This window comes from Rheinheimera sp. 1928-s (assembly GCF_029269265.1).
Classification (GTDB): domain Bacteria; phylum Pseudomonadota; class Gammaproteobacteria; order Enterobacterales; family Alteromonadaceae; genus Pararheinheimera.
In genome coordinates this window covers 220,788-238,694 of record NZ_JARIXP010000001.1, presented here as the reverse complement: position 1 = coordinate 238,694, position 17,907 = coordinate 220,788, and the positions used below count along the sequence as shown (strand labels likewise).

The following is a 17,907-nucleotide window of genomic DNA, read 5'->3' as shown; positions in this document are numbered from 1 at the left end:
TTCCGTAACCTCTTCGTCAAAAAACTTCGGCTATGAAGTTTCCCGCCCAGGCACTTCAGATTAGTCTTAAATAGTACGCCACTCATCAGGGTTTTATTTATCACGCCACTGGCCTATGCTAGCGTCAACTTATTGCTTTGATTGACCAAACGCGAGTGTGTATGAAATTTAGTTTTTCAGCCCTGATCATGATGGTGGCAGCAGGTGTCGCTCAGGCCGCTACTGAACCTTTAACAGCTCAGCATTTATGGCAGGTCGCCAGACCCGGCGCTTTAACTTTATCTCCAAATGGCCAACAACTGGCGCTGACCGTCACCCGTTATGATCTGGCGGCAGATAAAGGCGATGCCGATATTCATATTTTGGATCTTCGTACCCAGCAACTGACCGCCTTAACTCAACACCCGGATTCGGACAGTGCGCCAGCCTGGAGCCCGGATGGTCGTCAACTGGTGTTTTTATCCAAACGCGGCAATGAACATAATCAACTGTTTTTATTGCCTTTAACTGGCGGTGAAGCCAAAGCTTTAACCAAATTACCTGTCGCAGTGCAGCAGCCAAAATGGTTTCCTGATGGCCAGCGTATTTTGTTTTTGGCCAATGTGCCTAAAGGTTTTAATGGCGATTTTGTTGCTTTAGCCGAACAGCTAAAACAACGAAAAGACAATAAAGTAACAGCCAAAGTGACGGAAAACAGAGTCTACCGACACTGGGATCGCTGGTTAACCGACGACAGTTATCCGCATTTATTCAGTATCAATATTCACACAGGCGAAATTGCTGATTTAACCCCTGGCTGGGATCGCTGGTTTAGCTTAAATGGTGATGCAGAATTTGATATTTCGATGGATGGCCGTCAGATTGCCGTCAGCGCAGTCACCAGTACGCCGCCTTTTGATCAGATTAATCACGACATTTTAATTGTTAAAACCGACGGCTCAGGTGAGTTTGTTAATATCACAGCAGATAACCCAGCCAGTGATAACAACCCTAAATTTAGCCCGGACGGTAAAAGTCTGGTGTATGGCGCCCAGCGCAGCACATTTTTTACCGCAGACAATAACCAGCTGATCCGTTTTGATTTTAAACCTCAACAAAAAACCAATTTAACCAAAGACTGGGATATTTCGGCGGATGATTGGGAATTTGGTCCAAACGGCACTTTGTATTTCCGCGCTGCGGACAAAGCCAAATCTGCACTGTACAGCATGCCGTTGGCTGGTGGTCAGGTGCAGCAACTGTTGCGTCAGGCCGATATCAGCCAGCTGCAAGTGGGTCAACAGCAGCAACTATACATGGCGCAACACAGCATGAACCAGATGCCTGAAGTCTATAGTCTGGATAATAAAGGCCGCACTTTAAAACAGCTCAGCCGGTTAAATCAGGAACTGCAACAGAAGATCAGCTGGGGTAAAACCGAAGATATCAGCTTTGCCGGAGCCGATGGCAAAATGGTGCAGGCCTACATTACTTATCCGCCCAACTTTGACGCCAGCAAAAAATGGCCTTTGCTGAATGTATTACACGGAGGCCCACACAGTTACTCAGGCGACAGCTTTAGTTACCGCTGGAACTCACAGGTATTTGCCGCTGCTGGTTATGTGGTGATCCAACCCAACTTTCACGGTTCAACCAGTTTTGGTCAGGCTTTTGCGGAGTCTATTCATGGCGAACACCCGATAAAACCTTTTATGGACAGTGAAGCCGCTGTAGATTATATGCTTTCGCGTGGCTTTATCGACGCCAGCCGTTTAGCTGCTGCAGGCGGCAGTTATGGTGGTTATCTGGTGAGCTGGATTGCAGGTCATACCGAACGCTATAAAGCACTGATTAACCATGCTGGTGTGTATAACCTGATGGGCCAGTTTGCTTCAGATGGCACCTCACACCGGGTACACGCTTATGGTGGCGCCCCCTGGAGTGGACTGGACACTATGCTGCAGTGGAGCCCGGCTATGTTTGCCGATAAGTTTGTCACCCCTATGCTGATTATGCATGGTGAGCAGGATTACCGCGTACCCGTGACTCAGGGGCTGGAGATTTATGGTGTCTACAAAGGTAAAGGCTTAGATGCACGTTTGGTGTATTTCCCGAATGAGAACCACTGGATTTTAAAACCCAACAACTCCATTTTCTGGTTTAACGAATTCACCAGTTGGTTAAAACGTTATGTGCCGGCGGGTCCAACAGATTGAGTTCTGACTCTTTCACCTCGCTTTATCAGCAACAGGTCCAGCAGGGCCTGTTGTTGTATGACGAGCCACAATATCAGGCGGTATTAGCGCTGCAGCAGATTGCCGATCAGTTGGTTTGTGACATCCCAACTGTGGGCTTGTATCTGCATGGCCCTGTAGGTCGTGGCAAAACCATGCTGATGGATTTGTTTTACCAGCAATTGCCTGTGGATGGCAAAATCCGGCTGCATTTTCATCATTTTATGGCGCGGGTGCATCAGGAATTAACACAGCATCAGGGCGAAGCCGACCCTTTATTACAAATCGCCAAAGACTGGGCGCAACAATACAAAGTGCTGTGTTTTGACGAATTTTTTGTTAACGACATAGGTGATGCCATGTTATTGGGCACCTTATGGCGTTACTTGTTCCAGTGTGGCGTGGTACTGGTCACCACCTCTAACGCAGTACCTGAAGAGCTGTATAAAAACGGTCTGCAACGGCAGCGTTTTTTGCCCACTATTGATTTGCTGCGTCAACACTGCAAGATTTTAGCACTGGATAACGGTGTAGATTACCGCCGCTTAACACAAAGCCCGATGCGTTATTACCGCCTGGGAAGCACTGAAGCTGAGCTAAAACAGCAGGCAGAGCAGCTGTTTGGTGAAGTGCATCCCCTGCAAGACTTTGAATTGTTGGGCCGGAGCTTTCCGGCTTTATGGAGTAACGAACAGATCATCGGCTTTGATTTTATGGCGCTCTGCTCCGGGCCACGCAGTCAGCTGGATTATATGCAGCTGGCAAGCCGCTACAAGGCGATAGCAGTGCTGGACGTACCGCAATTTAGTGCTGTATCGGACACTGCTATTTTGCATGGTGTGGAAGACAGTTATCAGCGCGAGCATCAGGATATTTATATCAGCAAGCTGGACAACGAAGCCCGGCGTTTTATTGCATTAGTGGATGAATGTTATGACAGAGGCTGTTTATTGCTACTGACCTCAGCTGTAGCGATTTCAGAGCTGTACCAGGCGAAACAGCTGGAGTTTGCTTTTGCCCGCTGCGAGTCACGTTTATTTGAAATGCAGCAGTGGCAAGCTGCTGCGGCTGGCCAAAGCCAAACCGCAGAAGCTGCATTTTCATAGTTTACAAATAACGTATCCAGGCCTGCTGGCTGCGTTTTTTATACAAAGAGAATTGCTTGGTTGGGTAATACAAAGCTGCAGCTAATACCACGCTAGTCAGCCAGATCCAGCCCATATGCTCCATACCAAATCGGTCTCCCTGATTCGCGCCAAATAGAGTTAATAAAAGCCAGTGCAGCGCCAACAGTACATACAAATGCAGTATGTAGAAAAACATAGGAGCAGAGCCAAAGTTCACCAGGATTTGACTCCACCGACCTTGTCGTTTCTCCAGCGCACAGAGCAAGAAAAACATCAGACCTAAAGTCACCAGCAGGAAATTTAACGAAGGTGGGTACTTGGTCAGATTCAGTATCGACATCAGGCTGGTGATCAAGTCTGGGTACCATTGCCAATCCAAAGTTTCACCATAGATGTTAAAACCGCGCAGCAGCATAAAAAGTACCAAACAGCTGGCTCCTATCTGCAGCAATAAAGTGCCACGACGTTCTGCAGACATTGTTTTACTGTATAAAGGCCCCGCCAGATAACCCAGAAGAATCACGCCTATCCAGGGTAATACCGGATAACTTGCTCTGATCTTAATGGCGCCCTCACTGATCAGATAATTGCGGTCATGCAAAATGGTCCAGAGCGTATAGCCCCATTCATCCGGCTGGAAATTGATAGGCGTCAGCAGGTTGTGCCCAAAGACTATGCCAAAACCCAGCAGGGCCAACACAGCTTTTGGCCACTGATTCACCAGCGCCAACACCACCATACTCAGGCCAATAGCCCAAATCACCTGCAACCAAATGGTGTCATAGTTTCCCATCCAGGCAAGGGGCAACACTATCCATTCCAGTGCTATCAGGAAGAGTCCTCTTTTCAGCAAAAAGCTGCGCGGGGAACGCACAGGCCCATTGGCTGGATTGGCATACAACCAAGCCGACAAACCGGTTAAAAACACAAAAACCGGCGCACATAAATGCGCAGCAAAGCGGCTGAAAAACAGGCCAGCAGAGGTAATGTCGAGATCCATAGGATCAGACACCTGCAGGTGATAAAAAAATCGCTCCCGCACATGGTCCAGCAGCATAATCAGCATCACCAGACCCCGCATCATATCGATGCTTTGAATACGACTACGGACAATCATTTCCCAACCCCTAAGTAATTGACGTTGTGGCGAGGCGACAAGAGTGTGAGACCCCAGGAGCATAGAAGTCTTATGTGACTGGGGCGAGAGCTCGCAGTCAACGAAGCTACGGCCTCAAGTACGACGGGGTTAGAATGCATAGGTCAGGCTCATACGGTAGCTACGTGGTTCACCCGGCACAGTCCACAGTGCCGAATACGAGTTATGGATGTAATATTTATCAAACAGGTTGTCGACATTCAACTGAGCTTTCCAGTTCTGGTCCAGATCAGCCGCCCAAGACAAAGCAAATAAGGTATGGGACGGCAGCATATAGCTATTGTCGACTGAATCACCTAATCGTTTCGCCACATGATTGACCCGCAGGCCTAAGCGGCTTTCAACAGAGCCCAAAGCCAGAGTTTGGGTCAGCATCAGGCTGGCATTGTGTTTAGGAATATTCACCAAACGGCTGCCCGCAGGCACATTCACACCCCATTCCAGGTTAATCATATCGTTGGCGGTTTGGGTATCTAAAAAGGCATAAGACAATTGGGCAGCTAACTGATCTGTCAGTTGGCCTTGTAAGTCCAGTTCAATACCACGGCTGGTCGCTTCGCCTAAGGTGGCAGAGAAACCGACATTCACCGGATCTGAGGTCAGGATATTGGACTTTTTTGCGTCAAATAACGCGACTGTGCCTGTGATACCTGCAGCTGCAAATTTGGCCCCCACTTCAAAGGAGTCGCTTTGTTCAGGGTCAAAGGAATTGCCAGCATAGTCGGTGCCACTTAACGGCAGGAAACCTTCGGAATAGCTGCTGTAGAAGCTTAATTGCGGATTTACTTCATAGACTAAACCAATACGAGGGCTAAGCTGAGAGCCTTTTTTATCCGATCGAGTCGCTTTGAGTAGCTCCTGAATTTCCTGCTGATAACTATCAAAGCGTAAGCCCAGCAGCAACTTCCAGTTTTGGCTTAAATCCATCTGGTCCTGCAGATACATACCCCAGGCTTGTTGCGATTCTTTGTTTTCATACAAAGGCGCCGGATCTGTGGCTGTACCGCCGTAAACAGGGTTAAAAATATCTAAAGCGTAGCTGCCTTTCGGACCACGAAAACGTGACAATAAGGTATATAAATCATAGTCGTAGGCATCAGCTCCCAACAGCAGATGATGCACAATACCAGCTGTAGTCAGGTGGCCACTCAACTCAAACCGCACAGAAGTGTCTTCCGCTTGATAATCACGGTAACGACGCTGCCGGGTTAAGGTTTGGCCGTCGTCAAATAAGGACTGACGAGCTGCTGCTAACTCAGCATCAGAAGAAAAGCCATTTAACGACGAGTCGCGATAACCTAAACCTGCCAAAAAAGACCAGTCGTTGCTCAGGCTGGTTTCATAAGACAACTGATGGCCTGTTGCTTCAATTTCTGTGGGGCCGTCACCAGGTTCACCTAAATAACGGGAACGTGGCACAGTATTAAAATCGCCGTTTAACACCACTATACCGCGGTCAAACAACTGCTCCTGCTTCAGAAATTCAAACTCGTACAACAAGGCGGATTGGTCATCCAGATCAATACGCACTGAAGGGGTAAAGACTTGTTTTTTGCTGGTGACATGATCACGGAAACTGCCGTAGTCCTGTACCGCGCCATTAATCCGCACTGCCACATTGTCGCTGACACCATTGGTGTAATCGGCTTCTACTCTATGCTGATCAAAACGACCAGTAGAGAGTTGCAGATAACCCTCCTGCTCCTTTTGTGGTTTACGAGTCACCACATTGATGGTGCCACCAGGTTCTGATCGACCATAAAGTGCTGAACCTGGCCCTTTTAAAATTTCAACATATTCCACATTGGATAAATCACGGTGACCACTAAAACCGCGGCCGCCGTTAAAACCATTAATTAAATAGCCGGACGGCATATTTTCATTGCCCGGAAAACCACGCAGTGAAAAGCTATCCCATAAACCACCGCCGTTATTCTGCCGGGAAATACTGGCTGAAAAATCCAAAGCATCCTGAAAACGCGTTAAGGCGTTGTCTTGTAATAAGCTTTTGTCGATGACGGTAATGGACTGAGGTAAAGATTGGGCAGGGATATCGCCACGGTAAGCCTGACGATACAGCACTTCAATACGCTCAATATCCTCCTGCGATTCTGCTGCAGCGACAGGAACTGTGGCAATAAAGCCAAGAGAGAGCATAAGAAAGGAAAGTTTAAAATTTAGGCTTGGCATGATGTTTTGGGTCCAGTAACAACAAAGACGTGGGCTGAATCGATAAAGAAAACGCCAAAATGATACAATATAACATCTCCATTCGCCAATAGATTTATCTGATCTCTTTGTTGTTCTGGCGGCAAAGTTGCTTGAATATGGCTACCTCAGCCCTGATACTGCCTTAATAAAGGCTTTTCTCAATTGATGTGAGTGCTAGATGGAACAATGGTTACAGCAGTTGCTGACTGAGTATCAGGCTTATGCCCTGCTGATTTTATTTTTACTGACTTTTGCTGAGTCTGTCGCCGTGTTGGGGCTGTTAGTGCCAGGTACAGCGCTGATGTTTAGTTTTGGTGTGCTGATTGGTGCAGAACAAATGGGCTTCTGGACAGCCTGCATGGTAGCTACAGCAGCAGGTTTAGTTGGCGATTCATTGTCTTATCTGGCTGGGCGCAAATTCAGACCTCAATTGGAAAGCTGGAACTGGTTATCCCGTCAGCAAAAAGAATTGGATAAAATAAGCGGTGCTTTAGAAAATAATGTCTGGCTGGCTATAGTTGCAGGGCGTTTTATCGGCCCAAGCCGGCCTTTATTGCCTTTGTTAGCTGGTATGTTGCAGTTACCGCCATCACGTTATTTCCCTGCGGCCACTCTGGCTTGTGTGTTATGGCCTATCGCTTATTTCCTGCCAGGTATTCTGGCTGGTGTAGCCTGGCAGCTCAAAGGCACTAACCTGACCTTGTTTTACAGCTTACTGGCAGGCTCAGTGCTATTGGCCGTATTAAGCAGTTATTTGCTGAAAAAATACTTGCAACACAAAGAGCAGGATAAACCTAAACACCACTGGTTCTGGGGTTCTGTAGTTAGTATCTTCCTGACGGCTTTTTTGTTTTTTGAATTAAGCCAACACCCAGCGACGCCTTTGTACTTAAAGGAGTTATCTGGGCTGATGTTTTGATCCTATGGTAATGATGCAATGCCACTTCGTGGCGATTGCATCCTACATTTGACGCCTTAGTCCCGGCCTAATTTCGACAATAAATGCCGTCTTACCGTCGGCCATTCGCAGGCTATGATGGAATAGACCACAGTGTCGCGTACTGAGCCGTCTTTTAAAATCATATGCTGACGTAAGATACCATCCATTTTCGCGCCTAGACGTTCTATAGCTTTGCGGGAGCTGTGGTTAAAAAAGTGGGTGCGAAACTCTACTGCTATAGCGCCATACTGCTCAAACAAGTTCTGCAATAACAACAGTTTAGCTTCAGTATTGATGGGTGTTCTCCGTACTGACTCGGCATACCAGGTGTAACCTATTAAAGCCCTTTTATTGGCTGCGTCGACCATATAATAACGACTGGTGCCAACAATCTGGCCAGTGGTTTTGCAGCGCACTACATAAGGTGAATCCCCCTGGGTTTTGCCTGCCAAAGCAGCCTGTACATAAGCTGGCATTTCCTCCACTGTCGGCACCATGGCATACCAGAGCTGCCAGCTTTCACCATCAGCAACAGCCTGCTGCAAATCTGCAATATGCGACAACGCCATAGGCTCCAGCCGGACAAACTCACCTTCTAACACCTCATTGTGTAACCATGTCATCTGTTCTAATCCTTCATTTGTAAGTTTTTCACCCAGCCTCTCACTCACCTTGCCAATGCAGCCGCAACTTTTGCAGTAAAAACTCTGATAAAGCTTTAAGTACAGGGGATGAAGACAATCGCTGTACAGCCAGCAAATACAAAGGTGCTTGTTCAGTTTGATACTCAGGTAACAACTTCAGCAAAGCGCCAGAGCGTAAGTCGGACAGAATATCTAAACGGGATTTATAGGCAATACCTAAACCTGCCACTGCCCAGCGCCGCACCACATCACCGTCGTCTGCCACTAAAGCTCCACGCACCTGCACCTGTTGTAATTGCCCATCCAGCCAGAATTGCCATTTGCTATGCACAGCCTCACCCAACACCAGCTGTAATACCTGATGCGAGCTGATGTCTTGTGGTTGCTCTGGAGTACCACAGCGGCGAATATAATCAGGAGAAGCACAAAGCACTCTATGATTATCCGGCACCAAAGGCATAGCAATCAGCTGTGAGTCTTTAGGTTCACCATAACGTATCGCCAGGTCCACAGGCTGTCGCCCTAAGTCAGCTAAGCGATCACTGACCCGGATTTTCAGCTGTAATTTAGGATGTTGCTGCTGAAACTCCGCCAGCCAGACGGCCATGCTATTGCGGCCAAAATCTGACGGCATAGATAAGGTCAACTCACCGGATAACTGCTCTTTACCCAATTGTAATAACTGCTGGCCTTGCCCCAGCAGTTGGATAGCTTGGCGGGCATAATCCAGATAGGCCATACCTGCTGTGGTCAATCTTAAACTGCGGGTGGAGCGTAAAATAAGCTGAGTATTCAGCTGCTGCTCCAATCGTTTTAACGCCACACTGGCCAACGCAGGGGAAAGATCCAGCTCACGCGCAGCAGCAGAAATAGAACCTAAATCAGCTGTCAGCACAAAAAGTTGTAAATCGTCGGTTCTAAGCATCATTATCAAATTATTTTTGAAACTGAATTCAAATTTAGCATATTTTTCTAAATAGTCAGCGCCCTTAAACTAACAGCATCAACCCAATGGAGCATCCAGATGAAAGCCATAGTTTACAGCCAGAATTTACCAGCCACAGATCCTCAGTCTTTATACGATACAGAATTGCCCACTCCAACGCCGGGTGAACATGACCTGCTAGTCGCAGTTAAAGCTGTTTCCGTTAATCCGGTCGATACCAAAATCCGCCGCAATGCCGACACCCAAGGCCAACAAAGAGTATTAGGCTGGGACGCTGCAGGTGTTGTGGTTGCTGTGGGTAGCGCAGTGACTACCTTTAAAGCGGGTGATGAAGTTTGGTACGCAGGTGCTATTGATAAGCCAGGTTCAAACAACGAGTTTCAGCTGGTGGATCAGCGTATTGTCAGCCACAAACCAAAAAGCTTAAGTTTTACCGAAGCCGCAGCTTTACCTTTAACAGCCATCACAGCATGGGAGCTGTTATTTGACCGACTGGAACTGAATGAACACAACAGCAAAGGTAAATCTTTACTGGTGATTGGTGCTGCTGGCGGCGTAGGTTCAGTGCTGTTACAACTGGCAAAGCATAAAACTCAGTTAAAGATTATTGGCACTGCGTCCAGAGCAGAAAGCGCCGAATGGATAAAAACTTTAGGTGCGGATTTAGTACTGGATCATAAAAAGCCGATGGCTGCGCAGCTGAAAGAACTTGGTCTGGCTGAAGTGGATTATGTGATCAGTCTGACTCATACCGACTATCACTTTAACGACATACTGGAGTTGATTAAACCTCAGGGCAAACTGGCGCTGATTGATGATCCAGAGCCTATTGATATACGACTACTGAAACGCAAAAGTCTGTCGCTGCACTGGGAGCTGATGTTTACCCGTTCTTTGTATCAAACCGAAGATATGATTGCTCAACAGCAGCTATTACAACAGGTAGCGGATATGGTTGACGCAGGTAAGTTAAAAACCACCCTGAACTCAGACTTTGGCAAAATTAACGCCGAAAACCTGCGCAAAGCCCATCAGTTGATCGAAAGCCAACAAGCCATAGGTAAACTGGTCTTAACTGGCTTCTGATCTCTGTGGCAGGACGACTCAAGACAATCTGTTATTGTGGGCTGAAAAGTCCGGCACAGTGCGCTGATAGTCCTGCCCCACTAATGTTGATGTGACAATAAAATCCGCTGTGGCTTTATTACAAGCGACAGGGATATTCCATACCACAGCTAAACGGATCAGTGCCTTAACATCAGGATCATGAGGCTGAGACGATAGCGGATCCCAAAAAAATACCAGCCAGTCGATTTTCTGCTCGGCAATTAAAGCACCAATTTGCTGGTCGCCGCCCAAAGGCCCGCTGGCCAAACACAGTACTTCTTTGTTTAAGGTTTCGTTCAATAAACGCCCCGTGGTGCCTGTCGCCACCAATTGTTTATCCTGAAAAAAATCAGCATGTTGTTTTACCCAAGCCAGCAATTCAGCCTTTTTTCCATCATGCGCTACTAAAGCTATAGTTTTCATTGTTCTCCCCCTTAAGATTGCTGCAAGCATACACCGAGTTTTGCATAGAGTTCAGCACCAAAGTCTGAAAATAACAAAATCGTCTGGAGCGATTTTCACTCACATCGTCCATGATGTTCGCCAACGGCAGCTGAAGCTGTGCAAAACAGCTATCCTGCTTTTTGTGAACATCGGAGCGCAGCGACGATGGCCCGACAGGGTGAGCGCCATGGATGGCTGCGAATAAAAAAAAGCCCGGCAAAGCCGGGCAAACAACCAAGGTCCACGTAAAAACTCGGTACTTGAGGTTAATCTATCAACCGACGATTTTTTTCATCGCGGTCATATAGCCTCTTAACTTTTTGCCAACCAGCTCTACAGGATGCAGGCGGATTGCTTCGTTCACAGCAATCAGGCGAATATTGTCGACACCATTGGCAGCAGAGCTTAAGCCCTTGCCTACATAGTCAGTGCTCAGCTTGTTGACGAAATCACGTAACAACGGCACTGCAGCGTTACTGAACAGGTAGTTACCGTATTCCGCAGTGTCAGAAATAACCACGTTCATCTCATACAAACGTTTACGCGCTATGGTATTGGCGATTAACGGTGTTTCATGCAATGACTCGTAATAAGCTGATTCTTCCACGATACCTGCAGCAACCATGGTTTCAAACGCCAGCTCAACACCGGCTTTGACCATAGCAACAAACAAAATGCCGCGGTCGAAGTAATCCTGCTCTGGAATTTGTTCACTGGATACAGGCGCATTCTCAAAACCAGATTGACGGGTTTCTTCGCGCCAGCCAAACAGCTGCTTATCATCATTGGCCCAGTCTGCCATCATAGTGCGGGAGAATTCACCGCTGATGATATCGTCCATATGTTTTTCAAACAGCGGACGTAAGGTTACTTTTAATTCTTCCGCCAAATCATAAGCTTTGATTTTGGCTGGGTTCGACAAACGGTCCATCATATGAGTGATGCCACCGTGTTTTAAAGCTTCAGTCACAGTTTCCCAGCCAAACTGGATTAACTTGGCGGCATAACCTGCTTCCACACCTTCAGCCACTAACTTGTCGTACGCCAGAATAGAGCCGGTTTGTAACATGCCACATAAAATGGTCTGTTCGCCCATTAAGTCGGATTTCACTTCAGCGACAAAAGACGACTCAAGTACACCGGCACGGTCGCCGCCAGTTGCTGAAGCGTACGCTTTGGCAATCTCTAAACCTAAACCTTTAGGGTCGTTCTCCGGGTGCACTGCAATCAATGTTGGTACACCAAAACCCCTTTTGTATTCTTCACGTACTTCAGTACCAGGGCACTTAGGCGCCACCATCACCACAGTGATGTCTTTACGAATTTGTGTGCCTTCTTCCACAATGTTGAAACCGTGCGAATAAGCTAAAGTTGCACCTTGTTTCATCAATGGCATCACAGCTTTAACAACGCTGGTGTGCTGCTTGTCCGGCGTCAGGTTTAATACTAAATCTGCAGTTGGGATCAACTCTTCGTACGTACCTACTTTAAAACCATTGTCAGAAGCGTTCTGGAACGATTTACGTTTGGCAGCAATAGCTTCAGCACGCAAGGCATAAGAGATATCAATGCCTGAGTCACGCATATTCAGGCCCTGGTTTAAGCCCTGAGCACCACAACCTACGATCACCACTTTCCAGCCTTTTAATAAATCAGAGCCTTTAGCAAACTCTTCTTTGGCCATAAAACGACATTTACCTAACTGTTTTAACTGTTGACGCAAATTTAATGTATTGAAGTAGTTACTCATAACAAATCCCGACGAATTCTTTTAGCTGGCTATCTGTTGGGCTCAGCGTAACAGGGCAGAGAAGTCATGCACTGTTTTGATGCCTTTGAGAATAAAACAGTGCAATGATTGCGTGAAGTGATATATTCACAATACAGTATTTCACTTTATGCAACACAAAGCATCATCGCAGAGACTCCCATGGATATTCGCAACGCCCAGCTTTTCTTGCATCTGGCCAGTAGCCTGAACTTTGCCCGCACCAGCGAGCAAATGTATGTCAGCCCCTCCACCCTAAGCCGGGTGATCCAGCGAATGGAAGAAGAGCTAAGCGTCGAATTATTTCAACGCGATAACAGATCGGTGCGACTGACTTTGGCCGGGCAAAAAGTACAGATTTTTGTGAAAAATTACTTAGAACAATGGCATCAACTGCAAATTGCTCTGAGCGAAACCAGTGCGTCATTAAGTGGTGAAATCCGGCTATTTTGCACTGTCACCGCCAGCTTCAGCCACCTGCCCGCTATATTGGATAAATTCCGTCTGGTGTGCCCTTTGGCAGAAATTAAGCTTATTACTGGAGACGCCTCTGCCGCGTTGGAGAAAGTCAAACAAGACGAAGCTGATATAGCTTTGGCTGTTTATCCGGAGCATTTTCCGCTGAATATGGCGTTTCGCAGTATTGCCAAAGTACCACTGCAATTGATAGCTCCGGTGATCCCATGCAAAACCAATGATTTGCTTAGCCAAAGCCCTATTCCCTGGGAGCAAGTGCCTTTTATTCTGCCAGAGCATGGCCCGGTGCGTAGTCGTTTTGAGTTGTGGCGTAAACCCCGCATTGCCGAACCTAAAGTAGTCGCCAAAGTGGAAGGTCATGAGGCTATGGTCAGTATGGTGGCTTTAGGCACTGGCGTGGCCTTAGTGCCAGCTATAGTGGCGCAGCAAAGCCCGGCACGGGACAGAGTGCGTTATTTAACTCAGGGCGATGAGTTTGCCCCTTTTGATTTAGGTTTATGTATTTTATCGAAGCGGCTGCATGAGCCGCTATTAAGAGCATTCTGGCAGGTCGCATCTGAGCTTATTTAGCTCTGATGCTTATTTGATCACCCGAAGATGAGACACTTTTTTACCTTTGTTTGGATCCGTAGGTTCGTCATCTGACGGACTGCGCTCAGGACTATCCATCTCTTCATCATCTGACACTGCTTCTAAATGATGGATATCTTCATCGCCATCGTCTTCTGCATCAAACATAGTACCTGCGCCATTTTCACGGGCATAAATAGCCAAAACAGCTTTGATAGGCACAGTCAGAGCAAAAGGTTTACCACCAAAACGGGCGTTAAAAGTGATGGCATCATTACCCATCAACATATTGCCTACAGCTGAAGGCAGAATATTCAGCACTATCTGGCCGTTCTGAATATGCTGAGTCGGTACTTTGCAGCCTTGAATACTGGCATTCACGACCAGGTAAGGCGTTAAATTGTTATCCACTATCCATTCGTAAAAAGCCCGGATTAAATAAGGCTTATTCGGGGTCATATCCATCAGTAACCACGCCCCCGACGGATTTCACGTTCGGCTTCAGTTAAAGACTGCTGAAAACCGTCGCGTTCAAAAATACGGGTCATATAAGTTTGCAATAACTTGCTGCCGGTTCCGGTCAGTTCAATATCAAGCATGGGCAAACGCCAGAGCAAAGCCGCCAGATAACAATCAATCAGGCTGTATTCGTCACTCATAAAATACGGATGTTCCTGGAACAACGGCGCCATCGCCAGTAAACCTTCACGTAAATCACGACGTGCTATAGCGGCATCCGGAGCATTCTTCAGAATCTTGTCAGCTAAACCATACCAGTCTTTTTCGATACGATGCATCATTAAACGGGCGTTAGCGCGAGCCACTGGATAGACAGGCATTAAAGGGGGATGTGGGAAACGCTCGTCCAGGTATTCGTTAATAATATCGGCTTTAAATAAAGCTAAATCTCTGTCCATCAAAGTGGGCAAAGAACCATAAGGATTAACCTCGTAGACATCTTCAGGCAGGCAGTCTGTGCTGACCTGAATAATATCGACTGTGACGCCTTTCTCCGCCAGTACCATTCTGACCTGATGACAGTACATGTCATTGGCTGTTGAAAACAAGGTCATCACAGCACGTCTGTTGGCAGAAATCGCCATAGGATCCTCCGGTTATAAGCAAAAATACAAAGGGGCCTCGCGGCCCCTTTAAAGGCTAACACTTGTGTCCTTAGTGGACGTCTCTCCAGTATTCTTTCTTCAGCAAGAATGCGAAGATAAAGAAAATACCTAAGAAGATCAGAACTTTAATACCTAAGCTACGCGATTCCAGTTTGGAAGGCTCACCTACATATTCCAGATAGTTCACCAGATCAGCCACTGTACTGTCGTATTCTTCAGTACTCAGCTCACCAGAACCATCTGTCTTAATACCTACATAAACTTCTGTTGATACACCATCAACTAAACGTGTTTCAGTGGCTTTATAAGGAATACCTTGCAGCTCTTGTAACACATGAGGCATACCAACCATTGGGAACACTTCGTTGTTCACACCAAATGGGCGTGTTGGATCAGCGTAGAAAGAACGCATATAAGTGTACAACCAATCAGGTCCACGTACACGGGCTACGTTGCTTAAATCTGGTGGTGCAGCACCAAACCAGTTTGCCAGATCCGCTTTAGGAGCCGCATTTTTAATGTGGTCACCTACTTTATTGGCCGTAAAACCTAAAGTCTCCATACCAATATCATCAGGAATACCTAAATCACGAAAGGTACGTGAATAACGTTGGTATTCCATCTGGTGACAACCCAGACAATAGTTCTGGAATATACGGGCACCACGTTGCAGTGATTCCTTATCCGTCAAATCAATAGGGGCTTTATCCAGAGGTACTGTTGGACCTGCCGCCATAGCAGCGCTGGAAGCAACCAGCGCTAAGACAGTAAATAACTTTTTAATCATCAGGATAACCTCACTGGCAACGGCTTGGTTTTCTCATTTTTGCTGTAGAACCATAACAGGCCAAAGTAAGCAAAATAAGTGAAAGAGAAAATCTGCGCTAACAAGGTATAAGTTGGAGTTGCAGGTAACACACCTAACACACCCAAAGCTACAAAGCTGATACAGAAATTAACCAGGTTCACTTTGTGCAGAGTACTGCGGTAACGAACAGAACGCACCGGGCAACGGTCCAACCAAGGCAACAAGGCCAGGAAGACAATAGCCAGGAACATGAAGACTGCTCCTAACAACTGATCAGGCACAGCACGTAAAATGGCGTAGAAAGGTGTGAAATACCAGACTGGCGCTATATGGTCAGGTGTTTTCATTGGGTTTGCTGGTTCAAAGTTAGGCGGCTCTAAGAAGTAACCACCACCTTCAGGTGCAAAGAAGATCACAAAACAGAAAATAAACAGGAAACCAACCACACCCACTATGTCTTTCACCGTGTAATACGGGTGGAAAGGAATAGCATCAACGATAATTTTTTTACCGCCTTTGGTGAAGTACTGGTGAAAGGTAAACTTGTCAGAGACGTTGTTTTCGATTTTTTCACCGTTGTTTTCACGTTTTACATCAATACCATCCGGGTTATTTGAACCCACTTCATGCAAAGCAATGATGTGCAGGAATACCAGAACCACTAAAACTAGTGGCAAGGCAATGACGTGTAAAGCAAAGAAACGGTTTAAAGTTGCACCTGAAATAACATAGTCGCCACGGATCCACAGCGTTAAATCATCACCAATCACCGGAATTACACCGAAGATCGAGATAATAACCTGAGCGCCCCAGAACGACATCTGACCCCATGGTAATAAGTAACCCATGAAAGCTTCAGCCATTAAGACTAAGAAAATCAACATACCGAAGATCCACAGCAGTTCCCGTGGTTTCTGGTAAGAGCCATACATCATGCCACGCAGCATGTGCAGGTAAACAACAACAAAGAAGGCTGAAGCGCCGGTAGAGTGCATATAACGCAACAACCAGCCGTACTCCACATCGCGCATGATGTATTCAACAGAAGCGAACGCACCTTCAGCACTTGGCACGAAGTTCATCGTTAACCAGATACCGGTCAGGATTTGGTTCACCAGCACTAACATGGCTAAAGAGCCAAAGAAATACCAGAAGTTAAAGTTTTTTGGTGCCGGGTACTGCATCACGTGGAGATTCATTTTCTCCATGAATGGCATGCGGTACTCAATCCAGCTCATAAAGTTTTTAAACATTAAGCTGTCCCCTCATCTTCACCAATCAAAATGGTGGTGTCATCGACAAACATATAAGGTGGGATCATCAGGTTCTTAGGTGCCGGAACGCCAGAGAACACACGACCAGCCATATCATAAGTAGAACCGTGACATGGGCAGAAGAAACCAGAAGGCATGCCTTCCACCTGAGCTTCAAAATCTTTCATGATATAAGTTGGAGAACAACCGAGGTGAGTACAGATCCCCACAGCGACAAAAATTTCTGGTTTTTTTGAACGGTGAGTATTTTTTGCGTAATCAGGCTGTTGCGGGTCTTCTGACGCTGGGTCACGAAGTTTATCATCGAAATTGGTTAAGGTTTCCAGCATGGCTGGAGTCCGTTTAACGATCCACACCGGCTTGCCCCGCCACTCAACCCGAATTAACTGCCCGTCTTCGAGTTTGCTAATGTCAGCGGTGACTGCAGCACCAGCTTGTTTAGCTTTTTCACTCGGATTCCAGGAAGCAATAAAGGGAACAGCAGCTCCAATCGCACCAACCCCACCAACTACAGAAGTTGCTATGGTCAGAAAGCGACGGCGACCATGATCTACAGGCGCATTGCTCATCCACTCATCTCCACGTTAAACGCTTAAATACTGATATTTTAAGCGGCTGAATTACAGCGATTATTATAAGTTGAAAAATACGGCGGATCATAATGAAAAGCCCTGCTTTACACAAGGATTTAGCCGAATTCTCTTTGTTATGACACCAGTTTTTCGACGAAATACGAAACCAGAATAGTCAGTAAAACTTTGCATCACCATGTTTTAACCGGAAAAAGACCATTCTGTTGTGATCAGGCGCAAAAGGAGCAGCTTCAAAATCCACCAGAGTTCAAATTGACGGACAAAAAATGAAAATAGAAGAAGAGAAGCAAGACCACTATAGCCCGATGAGTATTTTGCGCAAAGCACAAGTAAAGAATCCACCTTCTGAAGAAGGTGGCTTTGTGTTAAGCCCCTAAAAGGGGCCCTTTGTCGAGTAACTGAGCAACTGCAGCGTCCGTTACTTTTTTATTTAGTCTGTGCCAAAGAACTTGATGCCTAATCCCAGCTTGGTATAGCTCATAAGAAAAATACAAACAGAGTTTCA

General features: G+C 46.6%; 16 protein-coding genes. 5 read left to right on the top strand and 11 right to left on the bottom strand.

The features are described from left to right. The first annotated feature begins 161 nt into the window (after window positions 1-161). Both P3C17_RS01075 and zapE read left to right on the top strand, forming a co-directional pair. Window positions 162-2,195 carry a S9 family peptidase gene (locus tag P3C17_RS01075; protein ID WP_300927710.1) on the top strand — a complete coding sequence of 678 codons (2,034 nt, stop codon included), beginning with the start codon at window positions 162-164 and terminating at the stop codon, window positions 2,193-2,195. Continuing rightward, a complete protein-coding gene (gene zapE / locus P3C17_RS01070; protein ID WP_300927709.1) occupies window positions 2,192-3,319 on the top strand; it encodes a cell division protein ZapE in 1,128 nt (375 codons plus the stop codon). Before P3C17_RS01075 ends, zapE begins: the two co-directional genes overlap by 4 nt. Window position 3,320: 1 nt before the next feature. Here zapE and P3C17_RS01065 read toward each other — a convergent pair whose 3' ends face one another. Then, entirely contained in the window at window positions 3,321-4,457 is a 1,137-nt protein-coding gene (locus P3C17_RS01065) for a heparan-alpha-glucosaminide N-acetyltransferase domain-containing protein (RefSeq protein ID WP_300927708.1), read from the bottom strand. 129 nt (window positions 4,458-4,586) lie between these two features. Beyond that, a complete protein-coding gene (locus tag P3C17_RS01060) occupies window positions 4,587-6,686 on the bottom strand; it encodes a TonB-dependent siderophore receptor (protein WP_300927707.1) in 2,100 nt (699 codons plus the stop codon). 199 nt (window positions 6,687-6,885) lie between these two features. Here P3C17_RS01060 and P3C17_RS01055 point away from each other — a divergent pair, with 199 nt between their 5' ends. Further along, entirely contained in the window at window positions 6,886-7,626 is a 741-nt protein-coding gene (locus tag P3C17_RS01055; protein ID WP_300927706.1) for a DedA family protein, read from the top strand. Window positions 7,627-7,682: 56 nt separating this feature from the next. On the opposite strand, the gene P3C17_RS01050 is transcribed toward P3C17_RS01055, so the two are convergent. Beyond that, window positions 7,683-8,270 carry a GNAT family protein gene (locus P3C17_RS01050; protein ID WP_300927705.1) on the bottom strand — a complete coding sequence of 196 codons (588 nt, stop codon included), beginning with the start codon at window positions 8,268-8,270 and terminating at the stop codon, window positions 7,683-7,685. A 40-nt stretch (window positions 8,271-8,310) separates the two neighbouring features. Beyond that, window positions 8,311-9,219: a LysR family transcriptional regulator gene (locus P3C17_RS01045; protein WP_300927704.1), complete on the bottom strand. Its 909-nt coding sequence runs from the start codon at window positions 9,217-9,219 to the stop codon at window positions 8,311-8,313. Window positions 9,220-9,315: 96 nt separating this feature from the next. Here P3C17_RS01045 and P3C17_RS01040 point away from each other — a divergent pair, with 96 nt between their 5' ends. Beyond that, the gene (locus P3C17_RS01040) at window positions 9,316-10,323 is read left to right on the top strand and encodes a zinc-binding alcohol dehydrogenase family protein (RefSeq protein ID WP_300927703.1); all 1,008 of its coding nucleotides are present in this window, start codon (window positions 9,316-9,318) and stop codon (window positions 10,321-10,323) included. Window positions 10,324-10,341: 18 nt separating this feature from the next. Here P3C17_RS01040 and P3C17_RS01035 read toward each other — a convergent pair whose 3' ends face one another. Further along, a complete protein-coding gene (locus P3C17_RS01035) occupies window positions 10,342-10,767 on the bottom strand; it encodes a methylglyoxal synthase (RefSeq protein WP_300927702.1) in 426 nt (141 codons plus the stop codon). 295 nt (window positions 10,768-11,062) lie between these two features. Beyond that, entirely contained in the window at window positions 11,063-12,538 is a 1,476-nt protein-coding gene (gene ilvC, locus P3C17_RS01030; protein ID WP_300927701.1) for a ketol-acid reductoisomerase, read from the bottom strand. Window positions 12,539-12,655: 117 nt separating this feature from the next. Here ilvC and ilvY point away from each other — a divergent pair, with 117 nt between their 5' ends. Further along, the gene (gene ilvY, locus P3C17_RS01025; protein WP_346015650.1) at window positions 12,656-13,603 is read left to right on the top strand and encodes an HTH-type transcriptional activator IlvY; all 948 of its coding nucleotides are present in this window, start codon (window positions 12,656-12,658) and stop codon (window positions 13,601-13,603) included. A gap of 9 nt (window positions 13,604-13,612) precedes the next feature. Here ilvY and P3C17_RS01020 read toward each other — a convergent pair whose 3' ends face one another. From P3C17_RS01020 to petA, 5 genes are all read right to left on the bottom strand, one after another. After that, the gene (locus P3C17_RS01020) at window positions 13,613-14,068 is read right to left on the bottom strand and encodes a ClpXP protease specificity-enhancing factor (RefSeq protein ID WP_300927700.1); all 456 of its coding nucleotides are present in this window, start codon (window positions 14,066-14,068) and stop codon (window positions 13,613-13,615) included. Continuing rightward, a complete protein-coding gene (gene sspA, locus P3C17_RS01015; RefSeq protein ID WP_233080849.1) occupies window positions 14,068-14,706 on the bottom strand; it encodes a stringent starvation protein SspA in 639 nt (212 codons plus the stop codon). Before sspA ends, P3C17_RS01020 begins: the two co-directional genes overlap by 1 nt. A gap of 70 nt (window positions 14,707-14,776) precedes the next feature. Further along, on the bottom strand, window positions 14,777-15,514 hold the full coding sequence (locus P3C17_RS01010; RefSeq protein WP_233080850.1) for a cytochrome c1: 738 nt from the start codon (window positions 15,512-15,514) through the stop codon (window positions 14,777-14,779). Continuing rightward, window positions 15,514-16,788: a cytochrome bc complex cytochrome b subunit gene (locus P3C17_RS01005; RefSeq protein ID WP_233080851.1), complete on the bottom strand. Its 1,275-nt coding sequence runs from the start codon at window positions 16,786-16,788 to the stop codon at window positions 15,514-15,516. Before P3C17_RS01005 ends, P3C17_RS01010 begins: the two co-directional genes overlap by 1 nt. Further along, a complete protein-coding gene (gene petA, locus P3C17_RS01000; protein ID WP_127684985.1) occupies window positions 16,788-17,378 on the bottom strand; it encodes a ubiquinol-cytochrome c reductase iron-sulfur subunit in 591 nt (196 codons plus the stop codon). The genes P3C17_RS01005 and petA overlap by 1 nt, the downstream gene beginning before the upstream one ends. Window positions 17,379-17,907: the final 529 nt, after the last annotated feature.